Here is a 24361-nt window from a genome sequence, read left to right on the forward strand (position 1 = left end):
TGGCTGGCGGCCCTGGTCTCTCCAGCCGGGTTAAGCCGCAGCTACACTGCGGTTCTCATGCAGCGCAAACAGATCAAGCATTGCCGCGAATGCGGAACCGCCGTGGGCTATCGCGTTCCCGACGATGGCGACACGCGAGAGCGTGCCATTTGTCCCAATTGCGGCACCATACATTACGTCAACCCATTGCTCGTGGTGGGTACTGTCCCCTATCTCGGGGACAGGGTTTTGCTGTGCAAGCGCAACATTGAACCCAGGCTGGGCAAGTGGACATTGCCCGCGGGGTTCATGGAAATGGACGAATCGGTGGCCCAGGGAGCTGCGCGCGAGACAGCGGAAGAAGCGGGTGCCCAGATTGAGATGGGACCATTTTTCAGCACCATGAGCATCCCACGCGTCGGCCAGGTCCACGTCTTCTATCTGGCCCGGCTGCTGAGTGATCAATTTTCGCCGGGGTTTGAAACGATGGAGGCCCGACTGTTTCATGAGTCCGAAGTGCCGTGGGACGAAATCTCTTTCACTACGGTCAAGGAGACGCTCAAGTGCTTCTTCGATGACCTTCGGCGCGGGGCGTGGGGTGTCCACGACATCGACATCCATTGGCAGCCACCGCAATAAGTGAAATCTGGCCGTCACCCTCCTCTCGCACTGTTGCGCCCGGGCGAGCCTTTTCCGCCACTGGAGCAGGCTTGGCCGGAGGACTCCTCTGCTCCAGGCCTGTTGGCCATGGGAGGGGCGCTGGATGTCCGCACGCTGCTCGCGGCCTACGCTTGCACGATCTTTCCCTGGTTCAGCGAAGGCGAGCCCATCCTCTGGTGGAGTCCCGATCCACGCATGGTGCTCGATGTTTCCGCATTTCGTCTGCACCGTTCGATGCGCAAGACCCTTCAGCGATTTCGCATGAACACGAATTGCGAAATCCGCATTGACTCAGCCTTCGGTCATGTCATAACGGCCTGCGCAGGTATTGAGCGTTCAGATCAGGCGGGCACCTGGATCGTTCCTGATATGGTGCAGGCCTACAAGGCCCTTCATGCCGCAGGCCACGCACACAGCGTCGAAACCTGGGTTGAAGGCCGTTTGGTGGCAGGGCTGTATTGCGTCTCCATTGGGCGCGCCGTTTTTGGTGAGTCCATGTTCACCACTGTCAGCGACGGCTCGAAGATTGCCCTGGCGGCACTGGTGGCCTTTTGCCGGGAGCATCAGATTGATTTCATAGACTGCCAGCAAGCCACCCGTCACCTCGCATCTCTGGGAGCCAACCCAGTGCCGCGCAAGCAGTTTTCGGACCGCGTCAAGGCGCAATTGAATCAACCGGCGCCGCGCTGGCAGTTCGACCCCGTATACTGGAATACGTTGATGCCTCCCTCCCCTGCTGACCGGTGACGCACCTCAAGGACCTTCCATTTCAGACGCTGCAGTTCTATGCCACGGCTCCGTATCCGTGTAGCTACCTGCCAGCCCGCCAGGCACGCTCTCAAGTTGCCACACCAAGCCACCTGATCCACAGTGATGCCTATTCAGGTCTGGTGCTCAAGGGCTTTCGCCGCAGTGGAATGTTCACCTATCGCCCGTATTGCGACGGCTGCAATGCATGTATGCCGGTACGCATCAAAGTCGCGGACTTCCTACCGGACCGCAGCCAGCGCCGCGCGCACAACCAGCATGCAGGTTTGCAGGTGCGAATACTGAAGCTGTGTTTTGTGCCCGAGCACTATCAGCTCTATTTGCGCTACCAGACAGGCCGCCATACCGGAGGCGGCATGGATCACGACAGTGTCGACCAATACACTCAGTTTCTCCTGCAGAGCCAGGTGAACTCCAGACTGGTGGAGTTTCGTGAACCGGCCATCGATGGGAGCGACTCGCCTGGCGCCTTGCGGATGGTCTCCATCATCGACCTGCTCAATGACGGGATCTCAGCCGTTTACACTTTCTACGAACCTCTGCCCAAGACCAGCTACGGAACGTACGGTGTTCTATGGCAAATTGAGCAGGCTGCGGCACTAGGCTTACCCTACGTCTATCTCGGTTATTGGATCAAAGGCAGCCCAAAAATGGAATATAAGGCACGCTTCGGCCCTTCCGAGCGGCTGGAGGGCGACCATTGGATTGCCCATCAGAGCGCCCCCGCCGAGCCTGCTGACGATCAAAACGCCTGAACAGGCGCAAACCATTCTCCATGCCCGCCTTGACTGTCAAAACTCACCCGCTCGGCGTTGCCTACGTCGGCCGCTCAAATGCTCGCCGTAGCCCGGACTGCGTCGGCGCTTTGCGCTTTGAACTGGCGGCTTCATTTTCCTGAGGCTATCCGCGCCTAAAAAAACCAACCAACCATGCGCAAGTCCAATCCAGATGCCCACGTTACTCCCACCATTCAGGTGATTGAGCGCATGTTCGCGCTGATCGATGTTCTGGCATCACGCGAAGACGCCATGTCGCTCAAGGAAATAAGCGAGCAGACCGGGCTGCATCCATCCACTACCCACCGCATCCTCAATGATCTGGCCTCAGGGCGTTTCGTGGATCGCCCGGAAGCAGGCAGCTACCGCCTTGGCATGCGGCTGCTGGAACTGGGCAACCTCGTCAAAGGCAGACTGAACGTACGAGATGCCGCTCTGGAGCCCATGCGCGAGTTGCACAAACTTATCCAGCAACCAGTCAACCTGAGCGTTCGCCAAGGCGATGAAATCGTCTATATCGAGCGCACCTACAGCGAAAGATCAGGCATGCAAGTGGTGCGCGCGATAGGCGGTCGCGCTCCGCTGCATCTGACGTCCGTGGGCAAATTGTTCCTGGCCGCCGACGATCTCGCTCGCGTAAGAGCCTATGCCACCCGAACAGGCCTGCCAGGACACACTCGCAACAGTATCACCCAGTTGCCTCTACTGGAGCGTGAACTCGTGAAAACCCGCCAGCTCGGCATGGCTGTGGACAATGAGGAACTGGAAACCGGTGTGCGCTGCATGGCGGCCGGCATCTATGACGATCAGGGGAAACTGGTGGCCGGCTTGTCCATTTCGGCACCAGCTGACCGGCTGGAGGACAACTGGCACCCCAAGCTCAAATTGACCGCCAACCAGATTTCAGCAGCGTTGGGCAATCACGAAGCGGCGCGGTAACCCGGACTAGGGTTGGGCTTTCTCTCGGGGGAATGGCCCACTCCCCCAAAAAGTTCAGGTCAGGATCAGGTCAGCCGGCAACCGCGGCCAGATGCTGATGCTCCATCCAGCGGCGAACGCGCTCTGCGTCAGCGATTCTGCTGAACTTGCCAGCTGAATCAAGAAAGACCATGATGATCTTGCGACCGGCCACACTGGCTTGCATGACCAGGCACTGCCCGGCCTCAGAGATATAACCTGTTTTTTGCAGGCCAATCTGCCATTCCGGGTTGTGCACGAGTCGGTTGGTATTGTTGTATTGGAGAACCCGGCTTCCCACGGCCACCTCGTAGCCTGGCGAAGTGGAAAGCTGCCGCAGCAGTGGATCCTGAGAAGCGGTTGCCACCAAGGTGGCCAGATCAACCGCGCTGGAACGATTCCCGCTGGAGAGGCCGGTAGGCTCTACATAACGCGTATCTTTCATGCCGAGCATGATCGCGCGGGCGTTCATGAGAGCGACAAAGCGATTCAGCCCACCGGGGAAACTGCGCCCCAGCGCATGAGCAGCCCGATTTTCACTGGACATGAGCGCCAGGTGCATCAGTTCGCCACGTGTCAACACACTGCCGACAGCCAAGCGTGAGCGGCTGCCTTTTTCCGTGTCCACATCTTCGGCGGTGATGGTAATCATCTCGTCGAGAGGCAGATGAGCATCAGAGACGATGAGGCCGGTCATCAACTTGGTGAGCGATGCGATCGGGAGAACAGCATGATCGTTCTTGCTGAAAAGAACTTCGCGCGTGTCTTGATCAACCACCAGAGCGACGCTGGATTTCAGATCCAGAGGATCACCGACGGCGTGCAAGCCGGCCATCTGGCCGAACGACAACCTTGGAGGCACCACAGGACGCTCAGCGGCCCGTGACCGCATCGACAGCCTGGTTTCACGTGCAGCAAGCGCTTTGCCTCCATGGGCACCCTTGCCACCCAGTTTGGCAGTTACGCGCTCACTCCGGTTTTTTCCGGTTTTCTTTGAAGATTTGGTGTCAGTGGCGCGAGCCTGCGTTACCGTGGCTTTGCCTTTCGCGGCTTTTTGTACGACCGGCTTGGCCTTGGACGGTGCTGCAGCGGTTCGCTTGGTAGATTGACGCTCAGCAGCTTTCTTGGACGAGGCCTCCACCGGTGCGGACGGCGCCAACCAAATCAAACTCGTGGCGGTCGTAACCATGAGGACCCTCTTGGAAATTGATCCTAGATTGCGAAACGCAACAGTCCACATGATTTTTTCTCACCCTTAAACAACGATTGCACGCAGTGTATTCAAATGAGAAAAATCATGCAATATCAGAGAGTTATTTTATTTTGTTAACCCAATTTAATAATACTGTATAAAAACCTAGCCTTGAGCGGCCACTCGTTCAGCTTTGCTGTGTAACTTGTTGAGAGCACTCAGATAAGCCTTGGCTGAAGCTACGATGATGTCCGGATCTGCCCCCACGCCGTTCACGACTCGTCCGGAGTTCTGCAAACGCACTGTGACCTCTCCCTGGCTTTCGGTTGAACCGCTGATGGCATTAACGGAATAAAGCACCATTTCGGCTCCGCTCTGCACATGGCTCTCAATGGCTTTCAGTGAGGCATCTACCGGACCATTACCGTCTGAAGTGCCTTTCACTTCCTTGCCGCCCACAGAAAATACTACTTCTGCCTGTGGTCGTTCACCAGTTTCACTGTGCTGAGACAAGGAAATAAAACCATATTGCTCCTTTTCAGCCGTAACGCTTTCATCACTGACCAGCGCCAGAATGTCTTCGTCGAAGATTTCGCTCTTGCGGTCAGCCAAGTCCTTGAACTTGGCAAAAGCCGCCATGATCTCTCCTTCAGACTCCAGCATCACGCCGAGTTCCTGCAAACGCTGCTTGAACGCATTGCGCCCGCTCAGTTTGCCCAGCACGATCTTGTTCGCGCTCCAACCCACATCTTCGGCACGCATGATTTCGTATGTATCACGCGCTTTCAGGACACCATCCTGATGGATGCCGCTGGCGTGTGCAAAGGCGTTGGCTCCCACCACGGCCTTGTTGGGCTGAACCACAAACCCTGTTGTCTGGCTCACCATGCGGCTGGCAGCCACGATGTGCGACGCGTCGATGTCGACGTCGAGTCCAAAATAGTCCCTGCGGGTCTTCACGGCCATCACCACTTCTTCGAGCGAACAGTTGCCTGCCCGCTCACCCAGGCCGTTGATCGTGCACTCAATCTGGCGGGCTCCACCGATCTTCACTCCCGCCAGGGAGTTCGCCACCGCCATGCCGAGGTCGTTATGGCAGTGCACGCTCCAGATTGCCTTGTCACTATTGGGCACCCGCTCGCGCAGCGTCCGGATGAAATCGCCATACAACTCCGGAATGGCATAGCCCACGGTATCAGGTATGTTGACCGTGGTGGCGCCCTCCTTGATGACCGCTTCAATCACGCGGCAAAGAAAGTCCATCTCGCTGCGATAGCCATCCTCAGCACTGAACTCCACATCGTCAATCTGATTGCGAGCGAAGCGAACCGCCAACTTGGACTGCTCCAGGACCTCTTCAGGGGTCATGCGCAGCTTTTTCTCCATGTGCAGCGGGCTCGTCGCAATAAAGGTATGGATTCGACCGCGTGCCGCAGGTTTCAAGGCCTCGGCTGCACGCGCAATGTCCCGGTCATTGGCCCGTGAAAGCGAGCAGACCGTCGAATCCTTGATAGCCGCTGCGATGGCCTGCACGCACTCAAAATCGCCATTGCTGCTGGCCGCGAAGCCCGCTTCGATCACATCTACCTTGAGGCGTTCCAGCTGGCGTGCGATGCGGAGCTTTTCGTCCTTGGTCATGCTCGCGCCAGGAGATTGTTCGCCGTCACGCAGTGTGGTGTCGAAAATGATGAGCTTGTCAGTCATGTGGGTCTTTCGTATATCAAGCGGATTCGGTCTGCAGCCAGAGAATGTCTGAATGAGTCCGGCATGCCCGAAGAATAAGGCTGGGCAAAAGGGACTCGCTCACACGGTCTCAGGCGGTCGCAACCTCGTATTGTGACGTGGGCGCCAGCGCTGCACGGCCAACGCCATTGGCCAGGGCATAAAGGGCTGCAAATGTGATGTCATGGTGCATGCCCACGCCAAAAAGTGTTCGCTCTTCGTTCACGCGCAACTCCACATACGCCATGGCACGTGCGTCGGCACCGCTGCCGATGGCGTGTTCGTGGTAATCCAGGACCCGCACCTGGCAACCGGTAGCTTTGCAAAATGCCTGCGTCAAGGCATCGACCGGACCATTTCCTGTGCCGGAAACCGCTTGCCCCTTCCAGATCGCACGGACCTGCACCTCGTCGCCTGTGGCTTGGGTCTCCAGATTCTGAAGGGAATCTTGCGCCGGGTGATAGGCCCGTTCGAAAAGCGCATGAATGTCCTGTGCCGTCAGCTCCTTGCCGCCGACATCCATTTCTCGCTGGACGATCTGACTGAACTCGATCTGCAAGCGACGGGGCAACTGCAGGCCGTACTCATGCTCGAGCAAGTAGGAAATACCACCTTTGCCAGACTGGCTGTTGACCCGGATCACAGCCTCGTAACTGCGCCCCAGATCTTTGGGGTCAATCGGAAGATACGGAATATTCCACACGTCCGATTCACGACGAGCCGCGAACGCCTTTTTGATGGCATCCTGGTGGGAGCCTGAAAAGGACGTATAGACCAGATCGCCCGCGTAAGGATGGCGGGGAGAGACAGGCAATTGGTTGCAGTACTCGACCTCTGCACGCACAGCGTCAATGTCCGAGAAATCCAGGCCAGGCGCCACGCCTTGCGTATAGAGGTTCAGTGCGACGTTGACCACATCAAGGTTGCCGGTTCGCTCGCCATTCCCGAAGAGGCAACCTTCCACACGGTCAGCCCCCGCCATCAAGGCCAGTTCTGCCGCAGCGGTACCCGTTCCACGGTCATTGTGCGGATGGACAGAAATGACCACACCCGGCTGATTTTTAAAGCGCCGGCACATCCACTCGATCTGATCGGCAAAAACGTTTGGCGTGGCATTTTCCACCGTGGTGGGCAAGTTCAGAATGATGGGACGACCCTCACCCCATGCGGCAATAGCCGTTTCACATGCCAGGGCCGATACTTCGAGCTCAGCCAAGCTGAACGTCTCCGGGGAATACTGCAGAGTCCACTCGGTCTGAGGCTCTGCGTCAGTGAGACGGCGCACCTGCTCGATGCTGCCCTTGACGAGTTCCATCACTTCCGCGACGGTCATGCCGAACACCACTTCGCGCCACGCAGGGGCTACTGCGTTGTAAACGTGAACGATGGCACGAGGAGCTCCACGGAGCGATTCAATAGTGCGCGCTATCAGCTCTTCGCGCGCCGGCGTCATCACCTGAATGGTGACGTCATCTGGAATAAGCTTCTCGTCGATGAGTTTGCGCAGAAAGTCATATTCGATCTGCGAGGCAGCGGGAAACCCCACCTCAATTTCCTTGAACCCAATGCGCAGCAACATTTCGTACATGCGCATCTTGCGGCTAGCGTCCATGGGCTCGACCAGAGCCTGATTTCCGTCACGCAGATCGGTCGAGAGCCACGTAGGAGCGCGTGTCAGCACGGCGTCTGGCCATGCGCGATCAGCAAGACGAATAGGTGCAAACGGACGGTATTTGGAAGCGGGTTGCGACAACATGGAAAAGTCCTCATCAATTAACAAGGCATCCAGCAACTCCACAAAAAACAAACGGCCCGTTGCTGGTGCGAACGGGCCGAGAGTTTGGGAAAACGCCGAACTTGCGCGCTACCGCCTCCACCCGTTGGGTGTTAGTAGTAGGGCTAGGGATTTAGCGTTCATTGAATATGAATATAGCACAAGCTTTTGCAAGTGGCTACACGGAAAGACTTCGCGGATACGAAATTATTGATGCAAGCCCCTCTCCTCGGGTTCATCCGTGGAGGTGCTGACGATACTTGTCCTGTAGCCATTGGCGCGGCGCCAAGCGTAGATCACGTAGCCGGAAAGCGCATACCCCACGAACAGCACGAAGAGCAAGGTAGCAGGCTCAATGCTGATGATGGCGATAACCAGGGCAATCAGCACGAGTACCGCAAAGGGGACACTGCGCCGTCCGCCAAAATCCTTGAAGCTGTAGTACGGGATATTGGTCACCATGGTCAGTCCGGTAAACAAGGTAACGCAGAACATGATCCATGCGAAGTCCGAACGCTCAATTCTCATACCCCCGAAGAGCGACATCAGATCCCTGAAAATCGGTACTTCGTGCTGGGCCGACAACATGGTGCTGGTCAACCAGATGAAACCGGCCACCAATGCCGCGGCCGCCGGAGATGGCAGGCCCTGGAAAAATCGCTTGTCGACGACGGATGTATTGACGTTAAAGCGCGCCAGACGAAGCGCAGCGCAGGCGCAGTAAACGAATGCCGCAATCCAACCCCAGCGGCCCAATGGTCGGAGGGCCCACTCGTAAGCGATGAGCGCAGGCGCAGCGCCAAAGCTCACCATATCTGCGAGCGAATCCATCTGCTCGCCGAACGCACTTTGCGTACCCGTCATGCGAGCCACACGACCATCCAGGCTATCGAGCACCATGGCTGCAAAAATACCGGTCGTCGCCAGGTCGAAGCGCCCGTTCATCGCCATCACAACTGCATAGAACCCACCGAAGAGTCCCGCCAGCGTGAAAAGATTAGGCAGCACGTAAATGCCCTTGCGGGGTTTACGCACTGGAGGAGCTTCTTCCGCCTGAGGGAATTTCGGCTCATGGAATGCGTCTGGTTCTGTCATTGAGTAAAGGTTAGCGCCTTATCGGCATGAGGGGCAGTGTAATTCGGCTTGGCTTCGTGTCGGAAAAATCCCTGAGAACACGCTACGCCCCATTCCTGAACAGGGGGTCTGCACATGCCTTGATGGAGTAGGAAAGGCAAGTTTCTTGGCTGAAAAACATCAGGCCACATCTGTTTCAACTGGCATAAATTGAACTATAAGCCATTGTTTTATATGAATTTTTATGCGCAAAGCGACTTACAGAAAGTGATGGATGCCCACCATTGCGCTCCCGGGCACTATGGAAGTCAAAAAAATAATCTCGCAAATGCGAATCAATCTCATTTAAATGCTACACTGCATGCAGATTACTTCTTTCCTCCTTCCAAAAACTTTGCCGCCATGTCCATGAACACCTCGCTAGCCCCTTCGAACGGTCGGCGCACGTTGCGTGTATCCCGCCCGGTTGCGATGCCGCCCAGAGCGGTACCCTTGAGTCTGGAAGCGGAGCATGAAGCTCGGCCCGCTTCCACAACACAACGTTTCGATGATGCTGATTTGTCGGCGCCTCGCCTGGACAGCGCTACTTTGCTCTGCGGTCAGAAAACAGTACAGATTTCGCACAACGGCTTCGTATACAAGCTGCAAGCCACCAAGCTTGGCAAACTCATTTTGACCAAATAGGTTGAGGGCGTGTTCACACTAAATTCACCCCCCGCGCCGGAAAAACCGGCCCGAAGGGGTGAGGCACTGGCAAACCGCACTCAGCGTTGCAAACCTCGCTGGGTGTCCAACCCGGCTGCGGTTTGCGCCTTGATTGCGGCTCGCCAGTACCTCACGCGGGGGTAAATTTAGTGTGAACACGCCCTAGTTTCATCGTGGGACGACTCCGAGATCTCTGCGATCTCCCGGGGTCTTTATGCTAGCCATCGGTTTACCGACCAGCCATGCCTTTTCTTTCCCACATCAAACGCCTAGCAAGCCTCTGCAGCCTGCCGACCCGGGCGCTGGCTACAGACAGCAACCAGATGCTGACTGGGTCTAGCAGTTCGAAAATTGCCACATCACAGCCTGGAATACAGCGGTATTCCCTGGGAGCGCCAAGCTCCAGCTTGGCACTGCAGCGCTTGCAGAGACCCCGAAGATGCCAAATTGGAGCTTGGCGCTCCCAGGAGGACATCCCACTCCAGTAGTAAGCACTCCGATGCTTGCTTTAGAAGGCCAAAAAAGAAGCCACGCATTGCGTGGCTTCTTTTTTGGCTACGAGGCAAGTGCCGTGAAATTCACGGCGCTTGCTCGATGATCAGTTCCTGGCCTTGTCAACCAGTTTGTTGGCCTTGATCCATGGCATCATGGCGCGCAGCTTGTCACCCACCACTTCGATCTGGCTCTCGGCGTTCAAACGACGACGGCTTTGCAGCGTAGGTGCACCTGCGAGGTTCTCAGCAATGAAGCTCTTCGCATACTCACCTGTCTGAATGTCGCGCAGCACTTGCTTCATCGCAGCTTTGGTATCGTCGGTCACGATCCGAGGGCCGGTCACGTACTCGCCGTACTCAGCATTGTTGCTGATCGAGTAGTTCATGTTGGCGATGCCGCCTTCATAGATCAGATCGACAATCAGCTTGAGTTCGTGCAAGCATTCGAAGTAGGCCATTTCAGGCGCGTAACCGGCGTCAACCAATGTCTCGAAACCGGCTTTGATCAGTTCTACGGCACCGCCGCACAACACGGCCTGCTCGCCGAACAGGTCGGTCTCGGTTTCTTCACGGAAGTTGGTTTCAATGATGCCGGCCTTGCCGCCACCGTTGGCCATGGCGTAGCTCAGAGCCAGGTCACGGGCCTTGCCAGTTTTGTCTTGGTGCACAGCCACCAGGTGGGGCACGCCGCCGCCTTGGGTGTAGGTGTTGCGAACGGTGTGGCCAGGGGCCTTGGGAGCCACCATCCAGACGTCAAGGTCAGCGCGTGGAGCGACTTGACCGTAGTGCACGTTGAAGCCGTGTGCGAACGCAAGCGAAGCACCTTGCTTGATGTTGGGCTCGACGTCTTCGCGGTAGACCTTGGCGATCTGCTCATCAGGCAAGAGGATCATGACGACGTCAGCGGACTTCACTGCTTCGCCAACTTCAGCCACTTTCAGGCCGGCTTTTTCGACCTTGGGCCAGCTAGCGCCATTCTTGCGCAGGCCCACCACGACTTTGACGCCGCTGTCATTCAGGTTCTGCGCATGCGCGTGGCCCTGCGAACCGTAGCCGATGATGGCGACGGTCTTGCCTTTGATCAGGCTCAGGTCGCAGTCTTTGTCGTAGAACACTTTCATGGTTTTCTCCTAGGAAACAGTCAATAAATTAATCAACAAGGATCGCGCCGGGCCGCGAACTGCACGACCAATCGCAGCGCGAAAAAACGATCACACTCGCAGCAACCGCTCGCCCCGCCCGATACCGCTGGCACCGGTGCGCACAGTTTCCAGAATGGCGGATTTGTCGATAGCGCTCAGGAAAGCGTCGTTCTTGGCCTGATCGCCTGTCAACTCGATGGTGTAGCTCTTGTCCGTGACATCAATGATGTGCCCGCGGAAGATATCGGACATGCGCTTGATTTCTTCGCGCTCCTTGCCCACCGCTCGCACCTTGACCATCATGTGCTCGCGTTCGATATAGGCACCTTCAGTGAGATCGACCACCTTGACCACTTCGATCAAGCGGTTCAAGTGCTTGGTGATCTGCTCAATGACTTCGTCCGAACCGCGGGTCTGGATGGTCATGCGAGACAGGCTCTCGTCTTCAGTGGGCGCAACGATCAGGGATTCGATGTTGTAGCCACGGGCAGAAAACAGGCCCACCACACGAGACAGCGCGCCCGCCTCGTTTTCAATCAGTACGGAAATGATGTGTTTCATTATGTCGATTCCTCTTTTCGCTGCCCTCCCCTGCGCACGGTAATGCGCAGGCTCGGCAGACAATAGATTCGTCTAAGAAATTATGGATTGCGCGGCGCCCGTCACGGGCACCGGGCCTTGTCTTCACAGATCTTCAGACCCCAGCAGCATCTCAGTGATGCCTTTACCGGCCTGGACCATCGGGAACACGTTCTCGGTGGGATCCGTGCGGAAATCAATGAATACCGTGCGGTCTTTCAGCTTGCGTGCTTCGCGCAGTGCTGGCTCAACGTCTTTCGGATCTTCCACCAGGATGCCGACGTGGCCGTAAGCCTCTGCCAGTTTCACAAAGTTGGGAAGCGCATCCATGTAGCTGTGGCTGTAGCGGCCAGAGTATTCAATCTCCTGCCATTGACGAACCATGCCCAGGTAACGGTTGTTCAGCGAAAGCACCTTGATGGGGGTGTTGTACTGCAGGCAGGTAGAGAGTTCCTGGATACACATCTGCACAGAACCTTCACCGGTCACGCAAAACACTTCGCTTTCGGGCTTGGCCAGTTTGATGCCCATGGCATAGGGAATACCGACGCCCATGGTTCCCAGACCACCGGAATTGATCCAACGGCGTGGCTCATTGAATTTGTAGTACTGGGCTGCCCACATCTGGTGCTGCCCGACATCAGAGGTGATGTAGGCGTCAGCGTCCTTGGTCATTTCCCACAGGGTCTGTATGACTTTCTGCGGTTTGATGACGTCCTGGTTGTCGCTGTCATATTTCATGCAATCGCGAGCACGCCAGCCTTCAATCTGCTGCCACCAGGATTCCAGCGCAGGCTGATCGAGTTTCGCTCCGCTTTCCTTGATCATGCCCATGAGCTCGATCAGCACGTCTTTGACATCGCCCACGATAGGCACATCTACCTTGACGCGCTTGGAGATGCTCGACGGATCGATGTCGATGTGAATGATCTTGCGCTCGTTTTGCGCAAAGTGTTTGGGATTGCCGATGACGCGATCATCAAAACGCGCACCCACGGCCAGCAGGACATCGCAGTTCTGCATGGCGTTATTGGCTTCCCACGTGCCGTGCATGCCGAGCATGCCCAGGAAGCGACGGTCTGTGGCCGGAAATGCCCCAAGACCCATGAGGGTGTTGGTCACCGGAGTGTTCAACATGTCGACCAATTGACGCAGCTCACCGGAGGCGTTGGAGAGCAGGACGCCGCCACCCGTGTAGATGTAGGGGCGCTTGGCCGCCATCAAGAGCTGCATCGCCTTGCGAATCTGGCCGCCATGGCCTTTCTTCACAGGGTTGTATGAGCGCATCTCGACTTTTTCTGGATAACCTGTCCAGGTAGCCTTGGCGAAAGCGATGTCCTTGGGCACATCCACCACCACAGGACCAGGACGGCCAGTGCGAGCGATGTGAAAGGCTTTCTTCACCACGTCTGCCATTTGCCGCACATCCTTGACCAGGAAGTTGTGCTTCACGATAGGCCGCGTGATGCCCACGGTGTCACATTCCTGGAAGGCATCTTGACCAATGGCGGTGGCAGGCACCTGACCAGTGATGATGACCATGGGAATGGAATCCATGTAGGCCGTGGCAATTCCAGTGACCGCATTGGTCACGCCAGGCCCGGATGTGACCAGGGCGACGCCGACTTCGCCGGTCGCGCGGGCAAAACCGTCGGCGGCGTGAACCGCGCCCTGTTCATGGCGAACCAGAACGTGCTGGATGACGTCTTGCTTGTAGAGTGCGTCGTAAATGTGCAACGCTGCGCCACCTGGGTAACCCCAAATGTGTTTCACGCCTTCAAGCTGCAAAGCTTTGACGAGAATTTCAGCGCCACGAAGTTCGGAGGATTGGCTGCCCGCAGAGGCGGCAGCGGCCGATTTGAGTTCGGCTTTGGAGATTTCCATTTTGATAAACCTTTCGAGAATTTCTCTGACGAAATACCTTGGGTGCCCCTTGCCAGCCCTTATGAGGCCGCGTCAGGACTTGAGGCCACCAGCCATGGGCGAAAGAACCATCCGCCGTGCCGAGACCCGTTTGCCTTTTTTGACTGCAGCCGAGATTATCGCACTGCAACATGAGAGTTGTCAGAGCGCTTATGAAAAAAATCCCTCACGGATGCCATAATCGCCCGCAAAAAGTGACGTTTTTCTCGCGACGTCTCGTCCACACGCCCTCCCATCGACCGCATCAACTCCCGTCGCGAACCGTCCATTGGCCACCGAACAAGAACTCTCCGACTTTCTGAAGAGCGTCGAAAAGCGATCGTTCAAGCGCGCGCTATATCACGTCCGCGACGACGAAGCTGCCCTTGATATCGTCCAGGACAGCATGATGAAACTCGCCGAGCACTATGGTGACAAGCCCGCGGCAGAGTTGCCGATGCTCTATCAGCGCATCCTCTCCAACACCACCCTCGACTGGTTCCGAAGGCAAAAGACCCGCAAAGCCCTCTTCTCGAACATGAGCGACTTCGAGACTGCGGAAAGTGACCATGATTTTGATCTGCTGGAAACCTTTGCGGGGGTGGCAGATTCACAGCAAACTGAAAGCGCTGAAGACTTGACGCGGCGTGCACAAATTCTCCACGCCATAGAGTTACAAGTCCAAGAATTGCCCGGGCGTCAACGCGAGGCTTTTCTGATGCGTTATTGGGAAGAGATGGATGTTGCCGAAACAGCAGCTGCCATGGGTTGTTCGGAAGGCAGTGTCAAGACGCACTGCTCCCGCGCAGTTCAGGCGCTGGCAAAGGCACTCCGGGCCAAGGGAATCATGCCATGAACAGCCTTCAAACACCGCACAACCGTGCGCACGCTGAGATACTTCAAAACCGCTTCGGACTGAGAGTGGCTGCACGCCTGTCAGCCGGCAGCGCCGAGCTGCCGCATGACATTAGCGAGCGCCTGCGTGCCACAAGAGAACAAGCCATTGCACGGCGCAAACAAGCTGTTGCGGTCACGCGGCTACGTACAGCGCCCGCTTCAGCCGCACGTTACGGAAACACCGTGGCCCTGGGTGGCTTCAGCGACGATGTCCTGGGACTCTGGGGTCGCCTGGCCTCCACGGTGCTGGTGATTGCCATGGCCGTCGGCCTTGTAACTATCAACATAGTCCAGGAAGACGACCGTGCGTCAGAGGTCGCTGAAGTCGATACCGCCTTGCTGACCGACGATCTGCCGCCAGCCGCTTACTCCGATCCTGGGTTTCTTCAATTCTTGAAAACTGCTCCTGCCCAGCGCACTTCGAGCCAATAAGTCTGGTTTATTGCACATGCGCGTTAAGTTGGTAAGTGGCCTTTCTGTATTGACCATAGCGTTGGCTGCGGCGGGTGCTGTTGCTTATGCGCAACTTACCCCTCCTCCAGCCAAGCCTGCGCCATCGACCCCTCCTGCAACGCCGTTGCTGGGATCCATCAGCTGGAATACGCTCAACAGCGAGCAGAAGACAGCATTGAGCCCTTTGGCAAGCCTGTGGCCTAAACTCAGCGGCGAGCATCAGCGCAAGTGGATAGCCCTGGCTCACAATTTCAACCGCATGTCTCCAACAGAGCGCGATATGCTCCAGGAGCGGATGAACGACTGGGCCAAATTGACACCCGCGCAGCGCACGCAGGCCCGTTTGAACTTTGGGGAAGCACGCAAACTCCCGGTGGACGAGAAAAGAGCCAAGTGGGAAGAGTACCAATCTCTCTCCGCTGAGGAACGGGAGCGTCTGGCAGCAGATCGCCCCAAACCACCCAAAAGTACCGCACCGGCGCTGCGGCCAGTTCCGCCTGAGAAAATTCTACGTGCGGCACCACGTCCTGCAGAGCCCCCTGCGGGCGGGGCCCAAACGCCCTCGCCGCTGAACAGAAATACCCTGCTGCCTCGCGCGCCCGCCCCAGCAGAGCCTAAACCAGCGCCGGCAACACGCCCTTAAGGTATGCTCACCGGATCGCGCTGACGGCTTAGGCCGCATGGCGCGAAGTTTTTTCCGGTCCAATTTTCTTCATGTCGCAGGCCATGAGCTTCTAGCAAGGGCCGCTGAAGGCAGGTCCGGCTTTTGGATCCCGCCCACGTATTCTGATGATGCCTTCTTCTCCCAGCGCGCCTCCCACAGCGCTCACTGCACCCGCTCTGTGGCGTCGCATGGCCTGCTGGCTGTACGAAGGCACACTCATGTTTGCCGTTGTGTTTTTGGCTGGGTATCTGTTTAGCGCACTTACGCAGACCCGCCATGCCCTACAGAACCGGCACGGCCTGCAAGCGTTCATTTTTGTGGTCGCTGGTATCTACTTTGCCTGGTTCTGGTCCAAAGGACAGACCTTGGCGATGAAGACCTGGCATATTCGCGTAGTGGACCGAAATGGCCTGCCGCTTCCCCAGTGGCGGGCGCTTTTGCGGTATTTCTTGAGCTGGATCTGGTTTTTACCTCCACTACTGGTCATGGCGCCCTTCGGACTCTCGGGCGGTGAAATCTCGGTTCTGATGATCGGATGGGTCATTGTCTGGGCGCTGCTCAGCCGATTTCAAAAGCACGGGCAGTTCTGGCACGACGTATGGGCAGGGACTCGCCTGGTCGAAGCACCGCGATTGCCACCGAAAGTTAAGGCAAAGCCAAAAGGCTGAGAAAGAGCCGGGAAAAGGCAGAAATAAGGGCGGCAACGCTTTCATCAACAAGTTGCCATATGCCTGCGTGAAAATGTCTGCATGAGCTCCATGCCCAATCCATCGAAACCTGCCAACCCCACCAGGGACCCCAGCCAGCCAGTCAATCCGCAAAAGGCTCGGACGGGGCTGTCCCGTATCTGGCACGCCACCGGATATTCCATAGAGGGTCTGCGCGCAGGCTGGCACGAAACGGCCTTCAGGCAGGAAGCCATTGCCTCCATGGTTCTTATTCCATTGGCTTTCTGGGTGGGCAGAAGCTGGGCTGAAACTGCGCTGCTGGCTGGTTCTGTGCTGATCGTGATGATTGTGGAGTTGCTCAACACGGGGATAGAAACCGCCATCGATCGCATCGGGCCAGAATGGCACGATCTCTCCAAGCGGGCCAAGGACATGGGTAGCGCCGCTGTTCTTCTGAGCTTGTTATTGGCCACCGGCATCTGGCTGGCGGCCGTATATGTCAAATTCTTCGTTTCATGAAAACTACTGATTCCGTTTCCAATCCTGGGCAGGAGCCCGCGTTTTCTCTGTGTGTGTACTGCGGCTCGCGCAACGGAGCCACCCCGGCTTACGCTGAAGTCGCTCGTGAAGTTGGACATTGGATTGGTGAACACCAAGGCCAGCTGGTCTATGGCGGCGGTCGCAGCGGCTTGATGGGGGTAGTTGCGGACGCAGCGCTGGAAGCTGGTGCACGAGTGATCGGCGTCATCCCCCAAGCGCTGGTGGATCGCGAGCACGCCCACAGAGGCTGCACCGAATTGCTGATTGTGGACACCATGCATGAGCGCAAACGCCTCATGGCTGAACGTTCAGACGCATTTCTTGCCTTGCCGGGCGGTATAGGAACTTTTGAAGAGTTTTTCGAGACCTGGACATGGCGGCAATTGGGCTACCACAACAAACCTCTGGGCTTGCTCAATCATGGTGGCTACTACGCCAGCATGCTGGAGTTCCTGAACCATGGGGTTCAACAAGGATTCATGGACAACGGCCAAATGAGCGCGATGGAGGTAGGCGATCAACCGGTCCCACTGTTGGAAAAGCTCATACAGTCGGCGGGATTGCCAGCACCGGTGCGTCTGGAGCAAATCTAAATTTCTCGCGTGGAGGGTCGTGTCCCGTTTAATCCTCACCCATGACTGCGTAAATGGAAAAAGCCGCGCCCGAAGGGTGCGGCTTTTTCACGAGACGACCTCAAAATCTATAAATCAAAATCTACAGACCTTGGTGAGGCCGTGCGCCTGGAGTTTCAATCCCAGCGGAAATCCTTGTTTCGGGATTCCCAGTCGGACAGTTCCTTCTCAGCGACGTCTTTAGCAATACCTTGACGCTCTTGAAGCTTGCCGAGGAATTGGTCGCGCTTACCTGCGATGACGTCGAGATCGTCATCCGTCAGCTTGCCCCACTGCTCTTTGACTTTGCCTTTGAATTGCAGCCAATTGCCTTTAACGCGGTCTTCATTCATATTCAGCTCCTTGTGTCTAAAGTGGTTCACCGAGCCGGTCCTGAGGGTCAGGACACAAAGCGTCTGCGATGGGTTTACTTTAGAAAAATTTGCTGCTGAGGTCAGTCAGCGTAGGCACCTACTCGGCGTCAGTTCAGGCCTACGACGTTTTTTCGCCTCCGTCCTCGGGCAGGAATAGTTCCTGCAGATCGCTGAGGAAATCGAATCCGCGCTCGGTTGGCCGCACCCAAACACCCTCTCGTTCAATCAAACCGCTTTTCTCGGCTGTCGTCAAAGATTCCGAAATGCTGCTGGGGGGCATGCCGGTCCGGTCCGCAAAATCCTGTAGTGAGAACCCGTCTTTCAATCGGAAGGCATTCAGCATGAATTCAAAAGGCAGGTCCTTGCGCACCACCTCATGTTCCTGCGCAATCGCGTCTCCCGCCAGCGCCTTATCCATATAAAGGTCCGGCTCCCGGTAGCGAACCTGGCGAATGATTCGATGTGCAAAGCTCAGCTTGCCATGAGCGCCTGCACCCAGTCCCAGATAGTCACCGAACTGCCAATAATTGAGGTTGTGCACGCTTCGGTGGCCTGGCCGCGCATAGGCAGACACTTCATAGCGCTCCAGGCCAGCGCCGGCAGTGAGTTCTGTAATGCGGTCAAGCATGGTCCAGGCACTGTCTTCATCCGGCACCTTGGGCGGAAACTTGAAGAACACCGTGTTCGGCTCTATCGTGAGGTGATAGATTGAAATGTGAGGAGGTGACAGGGCCAAAGCAGTGTGCACATCCTGCTCCAGGCCTTTCAGGGTCTGGCCGGGCAGCGCGTACATGAGGTCGAGATTGAAGGTGTCAAAGGATCTGGCAGCTTCTTCTACCGCTGCAAGCGCCTGGGCGCCGTCATGCACACGCCCCAGAGCTTTCAGGTTGTCATCATTGAAGCTCTGCACGCCTATTGAAAGCCGGGTCACGCCCGCCCCACGAAAAGCAGCGAAGCGCTCGCGCTCGAAGGTGCCAGGATTGGCTTCCAGCGTGATCTCGCACAATGGCGCCAGCTGCACCCGCGCCCTGATGGCTGCAATCAATCGATCAATGGCCTCGGGCTCAAACAAACTGGGAGTGCCGCCCCCAATGAAGACGCTGTGGATCTGGCGGCCCCATATGAGCGGCAAACTCGCTTCAAGGTCTTGGATCAGCGCATCCACGTAACGCGTCTGCTGCGCCGCTTTATCAACACCCGCACGAGGCTCGTGTGAATTGAAGTCGCAGTAGGGGCACTTTTTCAAGCACCAGGGCAGATGCACATAAAGTGAAAGCGGCGGCAGCGCGGGCAACTGCAGCGTGCCATAGCGCATGTAGTGAGTGATGTCTTTCACAGCCAGCGTTCACGCATGAGGGCCACCATGGCCTGGGCGGCTTGGCCGCGATGGCTGTGTGCGTTCTTCACTTCCGAAGGTAGCTCCGCAAATGTTTTTCCAAACTTGGGGATAAACATCACAGGATCAAAGCCAAAACCATTCTCGCCCCTGGGCTCGCGCACAATTTCTCCCACAGCCCTGCCTACGGCAATAAGGGGCTCCGGGTCGTCTGCACTGCGCAGCGCGACCAGGGTACTGACCAGCGCGGCGCGGCGCTGGTCAACATTGCGCATTTGCTCGAGCAGGGCACGTACGTTGTTGGCGTCACTTTTTTCGTAGCCAAACTGGGTAGCGTAGTAGGCTGTGTCCACCCCAGGCATGCCACCGAAGGCGTCGACGCACAGACCGGCATCATCAGCCAAAGCCGGCAAACCGCTGGCGGCGCTGGCGTGCCGAGCCTTGGTCAAGGCGTTTTCAACAAATGTGCGGTAAGGCTCTGGGGCCTCGCCAATTCCCAGTTCAGATTGGCGCACCAGCGTCATCTGCAAGGGTGCAAACATGGCCTGCAATTCAGCCAGTTTTCCCTGATTGTTCGAAGCCAATACGATTTTCATGACCTTGTTCCTACCTGCGCACGAACAGCGTTATTGCAACAGCGCCTGCTGCTGAGCGGCAATCAATTCAGAAATGCCTTTTTCTGCCAGCGCCAGCAGTTCATTCATCTCAGCCCGGGAAAAAGCAGCCCCCTCGGCCGTTCCCTGAACTTCCACGAAGTGACCGGCCCCGGTCATGACAACGTTCATGTCGGTGTCGCAAGCAGAATCTTCGCTGTAGTCAATATCAAGCAGTGGAACACCGCCCACGATACCTACGGATATGGCCGCCACAGGTTGAACGATGGGGGACTCCGTCAAGGTGCCGCGCTGCATGAGCCAGTTCACGGCGTCCTGCGCGGCAATGAAAGCGCCGGTAATACTGGCTGTTCGTGTGCCACCATCGGCCTGGATGACATCGCAGTCAAGATGAAGCGTGCGCTCTCCGAGTTTCCTGAGGTCAAAAACCGCCCGCAAGCTGCGACCGATCAAGCGCTGGATTTCCTGAGTGCGGCCGCTCTGTTTGCCGCGCGCGGCTTCCCGATCACCCCGAGTGTGCGTGGCACGCGGCAGCATTCCATATTCTGCAGTCACCCAGCCTTCTCCGCTGCCCCGCTTGTGCGGAGGCACTTTTTCCTCAACGGAGGCATTGCACAACACGCGCGTATTGCCGAACTCAATCAGTACGGAGCCTTCGGCATGCAAGGTGTAGTGGCGGGTGATACGCACGGGGCGAAGCTCGTTGGCCGCGCGGCCAACTCGTTGCGTCACGCCAGATGTAGAAGATGCAGTCATGTAGGAGGATTGAATGAGGGGGAAGATCGCTGAGGCGGAATAACGCTGTGCGGCTGGGCACATCAGCGCAGATGCCCCATTTTCTCAGAGCCTGAGCTCCGCCGTTGCAAGAGGGCTATAAAGCAGCCAATCGAAGAGATCCGCAAGGCGCGGCCCAAGCGGATCGAAAGACCGTTAGAACGGTGCAACCCTGAGATTTGCGATCAGCGTCTGCGGCCTATCGAGCGTTGGATGGCCTGGTTGATTTCTTCAATGGAACGATCAATCGCTCGTTCATCCAGGCCCCCACCCGTGGGCTCCAGGTCGTCCGACTGAATAGTGGAAGCAAAGCCTTCGAGGCTCATGGTGTCCGTTTGAGTGAATCCATCCTTCGCAGCATCGGCTCGATGAGATGAACCTTCCCACTCAAGCGCCAACGCCGTCACGTTGTCCGCATGGGCGCCGCCATTTTTCAGTGCTTCATCCACCAACTCCGGCACTGCCTTGGCGACAGGATTTTCCGAAAGCGCAAGGACAATGCGCTTGTCTTCCACGCAGCTCCAAAGCCCGTCCGAGCAAAGCAATATCTTGTCGCCCTCGCGCAGGAGCAAGGGGCCGGAAATATCAAAAACAGGCCGAACCGCGGAACCCAGGCACGTAAATAAAACGTTGCGGTTAACTCCTTTGAGCGGCATGCCGACACGGTTTTGCGCTTCAACATAGGAGTGATCGCGCGTGCGCGCAAGCAGCTGGCCGCCGCGCATGACGTAAAGGCGCGAATCTCCGCAGTGGACCCAATACAGCTGCCCACCCTGGATCAGAGCCACCACCAAGGTGGTTCGGGGCGTGTCCAGCATAGCCCGTGCGCTCGCGTGGCGAACGATTTGCTGGTGAGCAGCCTTGACGGCGCGGCTCAGGAAAGGCGCGACTTCAGGTAGGCGTGGCTTGGCTTCACGCTGGAACCGCGAGGACATGGTCTGCAAAGCAATCTGGGCTGCCATCTCCCCTTCAGGATGTCCACCCATTCCATCGGCCAGCATGAACATGCTGGCTTCACGGGTGAAGCAGTAGCCCATGCGGTCTTCGTTCTTTTCACGGCCGCCGATGCGACTGAGCTGGAATACAGAGAATTTCATCGGATTGACGGGGTTCGTTTTTGTCCGGTGCCTAAGTGCACATGTCTTGAAAGGATCTCTGCCGAGAGCGCTTCAGCCACGCCATTCTGGGCGTCGAATTGAGCGCGTTATCTTGGACCGAATCTAGTGGCACGCATGATGTTCTTTTTTGCATCAGACATCACATTATCAAACTGCAAGCGCACTTTTTCACCTACCGAAAGCTTGGTGTATTGACGCTCGCCCTCCCGGCCCAGTTCTTTCTGTAACGCAAACACCGACTGGGGACGCGACAGAGGATCCAGCGACATGCACCACTCCACCATTTCGATCAGATTGTCCGAGTACACCCCTCTCATGCGGGTCAGCGACAAGCCCAGTCGGTCCTTGTCGAGCCGCTGCGGCGCGTCGTTGGGAGGATAGCCTTGCATGCAGGAATAGATGCATCCGCCAATGGCATAGATGTCCGTCCAGGGGCCCATGGTGGAATCGCGCCGGTACATCTCGGGTGCCGCGAATCCTGGGGTGTACATGGGGCGGGTGAAATTACCGTCCTTGTTCAGAACCTCTCGTGCCGCACCGAAATCCAGCATGACCGCTTTATTGTCATTGGTGATGAATATGTTGGCGGGTTTCAGGTCCAGATGCAGCATCTTGTGCTGATGGACAATTCGCAGGCCGCGCAGAATTTCATCAAAAAGCGAGCGAATGGTGGATTCGCGAAAGACCTTCTGCTTTTTCAGGTCGCGCGCGGTCACAATGAAATCCTGCAAGGTGGCGCCTTCCAGGTAGTTCATCACCATGTAAACGGTTTCATTTTCCCGGAAGAAATTCAGCACACTGACGACGGACGCATGCGAAATCTGAGCCAGGGAGCGCCCCTCTTCAAAGAAACTCTTGAGGCCCAGGCGATAGAGTGACAACTTCTCCGAAGCTACCTGAGGCACCAACTCTCCGGGTGCCCGAGTGGACAGCGCGGAAGGAAGATACTCCTTGATGGCGACCTGCTGTCCGTCCTTGTCGATCGCCAGGTAGACCACCCCGAAGCCGCCCGCTGAAAGCTTGCGCACAATGCGATAACCGCCGATCACCGTCTTCGGCGGCAGAGGGCTTGGCTTCGGCTTTGACATAATTTGCGGCAAGTATCCCCAGACGGTCTGTACCGGGTGATAGAAAATGGCCGCCAAGACCGTCGTACCCCGGAAAGGTTTAAATGTCAGTTTACAGTATGACCAGCTACGCAAGCGGTCAACAAGCGGCCCCAAAGCCTGAAGAAGCATCTTCAGCCGCCAAGGCGTCGCGTTTGCGCCTCGCCATTGAGTTGCGTTCTGTCAACAGCCGCTTCCTGGATCTGCAGTTTCGCCTGCCAGATGAGCTTCGGCAGCAGGAACCTGCCTTGCGCGAACTTCTGGTCAAGCGGTTGAAGCGAGGCAAGGTGGAGTTGCGCGCCTATATCGAAGGCCGCGATGGAGCGGGCCTGCAGGACCCCTCCCCTCGCGCCTTGCAGCGCCTGTCATCTGTCCAGGATCAGGTTCGCGCCTGGTTGCCGGATGCACCCGCGCTCTCTGTTGCGGACGTCTTGCGCCTGGCAGCCGGCTCTGAAGAGCAGAACTCAGCAAGTATCACGGAAGCCGTTCTGCCTCTTGCCCAGACCGTTCTGGATGATTTTGTGCAAGCCCGGGCACGGGAAGGGGCTCGCCTGGTCCAATTGCTGGAAGTGCGCTTAACGGAGCTGCGCAGACTGGCCGGCGAAGCCCAGCCCCTGATCCCGAAGGCCGTGGAAGGCCAAACGCAGCGCTTTCTCTCGCGCTGGAACGATGCCTTGGCCGGGGTGGACAACGCACCACCGGCCGCAGCAGCCCAGGAACGTGCACTCAGCGAGGCCACTGCGTTTGCGATCCGAATTGACGTATCCGAAGAATTGGGCCGACTGCTCTCCCATCTGGACGAAATCCAGGCCATCTTGAAGAAAGGTGGCGAGGTAGGCAAGCGACTGGACTTCCTGATTCAGGAGCTGCACCGTGAAGCCAATACCCTGGGGTCAAAATCAACGGTGCTGGAGCTGACCAGAATTTCCGTCGACATGAAAGTGCTGATCGAGCAGATGCGCGAGCAGGTTCAGAATATCGAATAGCCTTCAGAGGCGTCAAGAGCCAGTAGACATCTCGATCCGCAGACGTCGGGAGAGATGAGCAAGCGCCATTCTCGGGCGTTTCTGTCTCACAATGGACCATGGATCTGGACTATCTGATTTTTGACTACAGCGAAGACGAGCATGGCATCAGCAACTGGGATGCCATGGCCAGCGTGGGCCCGGACCGCGTGACCGCGATGGCGAGCGAAATCGAGCAGGTCTTGCGTTGGGCTAGTCATGAGTTCCCCAGCCGTCAGTACGCCATCGACGATGGAGGAGATTGGGACTACGACTTGCAGGCGATGGACGACGATGGCCAGCAACTTACCGCCAGCTTTGATTCTGCCAGCGGCAAACTCTTGCTGGCGTCGCCCACCGTCGGACGCACAACGGCCACACTCTCTTTAGCCGGGTCAACTCAGTTCTTTGCAGCCTTCACTCAGTGGCTATCGACCCACTGAGGTCTCACTCTATCAACTCGGCCCGGAAGGCGGGT

General features: G+C 57.1%; 26 protein-coding genes. 13 read left to right on the forward strand and 13 right to left on the reverse strand.

All coding sequences use genetic code 11. The features are described from left to right. Positions 1-57: 57 nt before the first annotated feature. The 4 genes from ABIE13_RS23855 to ABIE13_RS23870 all read left to right on the forward strand — a co-directional run bounded on the left by ABIE13_RS23855 (position 58) and on the right by ABIE13_RS23870 (position 3122). The gene (locus tag ABIE13_RS23855; protein WP_354448260.1) at positions 58-618 is read left to right on the forward strand and encodes an NUDIX hydrolase; all 561 of its coding nucleotides are present in this window, start codon (positions 58-60) and stop codon (positions 616-618) included. Then, positions 619-1386, forward strand: coding sequence for a leucyl/phenylalanyl-tRNA--protein transferase (gene aat / locus ABIE13_RS23860; RefSeq protein WP_354448162.1), 768 nt, complete (start codon positions 619-621; stop codon positions 1384-1386). It begins immediately after the preceding gene. Further along, positions 1383-2162, forward strand: a complete 780-nt coding sequence (locus ABIE13_RS23865) for an arginyltransferase (protein ID WP_354448164.1) — start codon at positions 1383-1385, stop codon at positions 2160-2162. Before aat ends, ABIE13_RS23865 begins: the two co-directional genes overlap by 4 nt. Before the next feature lie 174 nt (positions 2163-2336). Beyond that, positions 2337-3122: an IclR family transcriptional regulator gene (locus tag ABIE13_RS23870; protein WP_354448166.1), complete on the forward strand. Its 786-nt coding sequence runs from the start codon at positions 2337-2339 to the stop codon at positions 3120-3122. 70 nt (positions 3123-3192) lie between these two features. Here the strand turns inward: ABIE13_RS23870 and ABIE13_RS23875 are convergent, their stop codons facing one another. From ABIE13_RS23875 to pssA, 4 genes are all read right to left on the reverse strand, one after another. Then, the gene (locus ABIE13_RS23875) at positions 3193-4329 is read right to left on the reverse strand and encodes a serine hydrolase (RefSeq protein ID WP_354448168.1); all 1137 of its coding nucleotides are present in this window, start codon (positions 4327-4329) and stop codon (positions 3193-3195) included. Positions 4330-4497: 168 nt separating this feature from the next. Further along, positions 4498-6036 carry a 2-isopropylmalate synthase gene (locus ABIE13_RS23880; protein WP_354448170.1) on the reverse strand — a complete coding sequence of 513 codons (1539 nt, stop codon included), beginning with the start codon at positions 6034-6036 and terminating at the stop codon, positions 4498-4500. 109 nt (positions 6037-6145) lie between these two features. Further along, complete coding sequence (gene leuA / locus ABIE13_RS23885) at positions 6146-7810, reverse strand: 2-isopropylmalate synthase (protein ID WP_354448172.1); 1665 nt, start codon at positions 7808-7810, stop codon at positions 6146-6148. Between the two features lie 225 nt (positions 7811-8035). Next, a complete protein-coding gene (gene pssA, locus ABIE13_RS23890; RefSeq protein ID WP_354448174.1) occupies positions 8036-8923 on the reverse strand; it encodes a CDP-diacylglycerol--serine O-phosphatidyltransferase in 888 nt (295 codons plus the stop codon). 450 nt (positions 8924-9373) lie between these two features. Between pssA and hemP the strand changes: the two genes are divergently transcribed. Then, the gene (gene hemP / locus ABIE13_RS27530) at positions 9374-9586 is read left to right on the forward strand and encodes a hemin uptake protein HemP (protein ID WP_436278474.1); all 213 of its coding nucleotides are present in this window, start codon (positions 9374-9376) and stop codon (positions 9584-9586) included. A 619-nt stretch (positions 9587-10205) separates the two neighbouring features. Here the strand turns inward: hemP and ilvC are convergent. The 3 genes from ilvC to ABIE13_RS23910 all read right to left on the reverse strand — a co-directional run bounded on the left by ilvC (position 10206) and on the right by ABIE13_RS23910 (position 13706). Continuing rightward, a complete protein-coding gene (ilvC, locus tag ABIE13_RS23900) occupies positions 10206-11222 on the reverse strand; it encodes a ketol-acid reductoisomerase (protein WP_354448176.1) in 1017 nt (338 codons plus the stop codon). A gap of 90 nt (positions 11223-11312) precedes the next feature. Continuing rightward, on the reverse strand, positions 11313-11804 hold the full coding sequence (ilvN, locus tag ABIE13_RS23905; protein WP_354448178.1) for an acetolactate synthase small subunit: 492 nt from the start codon (positions 11802-11804) through the stop codon (positions 11313-11315). 123 nt (positions 11805-11927) lie between these two features. After that, positions 11928-13706, reverse strand: coding sequence for an acetolactate synthase 3 catalytic subunit (locus tag ABIE13_RS23910; protein ID WP_354448180.1), 1779 nt, complete (start codon positions 13704-13706; stop codon positions 11928-11930). A gap of 307 nt (positions 13707-14013) precedes the next feature. Here ABIE13_RS23910 and ABIE13_RS23915 point away from each other — a divergent pair, with 307 nt between their 5' ends. The 6 genes from ABIE13_RS23915 to ABIE13_RS23940 all read left to right on the forward strand — a co-directional run bounded on the left by ABIE13_RS23915 (position 14014) and on the right by ABIE13_RS23940 (position 17539). Beyond that, on the forward strand, positions 14014-14580 hold the full coding sequence (locus tag ABIE13_RS23915; protein ID WP_354448182.1) for an RNA polymerase sigma factor: 567 nt from the start codon (positions 14014-14016) through the stop codon (positions 14578-14580). Next, positions 14577-15053, forward strand: coding sequence for a DUF3619 family protein (locus ABIE13_RS23920; RefSeq protein ID WP_354448184.1), 477 nt, complete (start codon positions 14577-14579; stop codon positions 15051-15053). The genes ABIE13_RS23915 and ABIE13_RS23920 overlap by 4 nt, the downstream gene beginning before the upstream one ends. A gap of 16 nt (positions 15054-15069) precedes the next feature. Then, the gene (locus ABIE13_RS23925) at positions 15070-15717 is read left to right on the forward strand and encodes a DUF3106 domain-containing protein (RefSeq protein ID WP_354448186.1); all 648 of its coding nucleotides are present in this window, start codon (positions 15070-15072) and stop codon (positions 15715-15717) included. A gap of 149 nt (positions 15718-15866) precedes the next feature. After that, positions 15867-16406, forward strand: coding sequence for an RDD family protein (locus ABIE13_RS23930; RefSeq protein WP_354448262.1), 540 nt, complete (start codon positions 15867-15869; stop codon positions 16404-16406). 81 nt (positions 16407-16487) lie between these two features. After that, positions 16488-16925 carry a diacylglycerol kinase gene (locus ABIE13_RS23935; RefSeq protein ID WP_436278472.1) on the forward strand — a complete coding sequence of 146 codons (438 nt, stop codon included), beginning with the start codon at positions 16488-16490 and terminating at the stop codon, positions 16923-16925. Then, complete coding sequence (locus ABIE13_RS23940; RefSeq protein WP_354448188.1) at positions 16922-17539, forward strand: TIGR00730 family Rossman fold protein; 618 nt, start codon at positions 16922-16924, stop codon at positions 17537-17539. Before ABIE13_RS23935 ends, ABIE13_RS23940 begins: the two co-directional genes overlap by 4 nt. 155 nt (positions 17540-17694) lie before the next feature. Here the strand turns inward: ABIE13_RS23940 and ABIE13_RS23945 are convergent, their stop codons facing one another. The 6 genes from ABIE13_RS23945 to ABIE13_RS23970 form a co-directional block, all read right to left on the reverse strand. After that, complete coding sequence (locus tag ABIE13_RS23945; RefSeq protein WP_354448190.1) at positions 17695-17910, reverse strand: CsbD family protein; 216 nt, start codon at positions 17908-17910, stop codon at positions 17695-17697. Between the two features lie 139 nt (positions 17911-18049). Beyond that, positions 18050-19246, reverse strand: a complete 1197-nt coding sequence (gene hemW / locus ABIE13_RS23950) for a radical SAM family heme chaperone HemW (protein ID WP_354448266.1) — start codon at positions 19244-19246, stop codon at positions 18050-18052. Positions 19247-19263: 17 nt separating this feature from the next. Beyond that, positions 19264-19863 (reverse strand): RdgB/HAM1 family non-canonical purine NTP pyrophosphatase, encoded by a 600-nt coding sequence (gene rdgB, locus ABIE13_RS23955; RefSeq protein ID WP_354448192.1) that lies wholly within the window; start codon positions 19861-19863, stop codon positions 19264-19266. 30 nt (positions 19864-19893) lie between these two features. Then, positions 19894-20637: a ribonuclease PH gene (gene rph, locus ABIE13_RS23960; protein WP_354448194.1), complete on the reverse strand. Its 744-nt coding sequence runs from the start codon at positions 20635-20637 to the stop codon at positions 19894-19896. 203 nt (positions 20638-20840) lie between these two features. After that, positions 20841-21752, reverse strand: a complete 912-nt coding sequence (locus ABIE13_RS23965) for a PP2C family protein-serine/threonine phosphatase (RefSeq protein WP_354448196.1) — start codon at positions 21750-21752, stop codon at positions 20841-20843. A gap of 107 nt (positions 21753-21859) precedes the next feature. Further along, positions 21860-22861, reverse strand: coding sequence for a serine/threonine protein kinase (locus ABIE13_RS23970; RefSeq protein ID WP_354448198.1), 1002 nt, complete (start codon positions 22859-22861; stop codon positions 21860-21862). Positions 22862-22959: 98 nt separating this feature from the next. Between ABIE13_RS23970 and ABIE13_RS23975 the strand changes: the two genes are divergently transcribed. Beyond that, positions 22960-23865 carry a YicC/YloC family endoribonuclease gene (locus tag ABIE13_RS23975; RefSeq protein ID WP_436278475.1) on the forward strand — a complete coding sequence of 302 codons (906 nt, stop codon included), beginning with the start codon at positions 22960-22962 and terminating at the stop codon, positions 23863-23865. A gap of 98 nt (positions 23866-23963) precedes the next feature. After that, positions 23964-24326, forward strand: a complete 363-nt coding sequence (locus tag ABIE13_RS23980; RefSeq protein WP_354448202.1) for a hypothetical protein — start codon at positions 23964-23966, stop codon at positions 24324-24326. Positions 24327-24361: the final 35 nt, after the last annotated feature.

Origin of the sequence: Ottowia thiooxydans, from assembly GCF_040548795.1 — a bacterium.
GTDB lineage: Bacteria > Pseudomonadota > Gammaproteobacteria > Burkholderiales > Burkholderiaceae_C > Ottowia > Ottowia thiooxydans_A.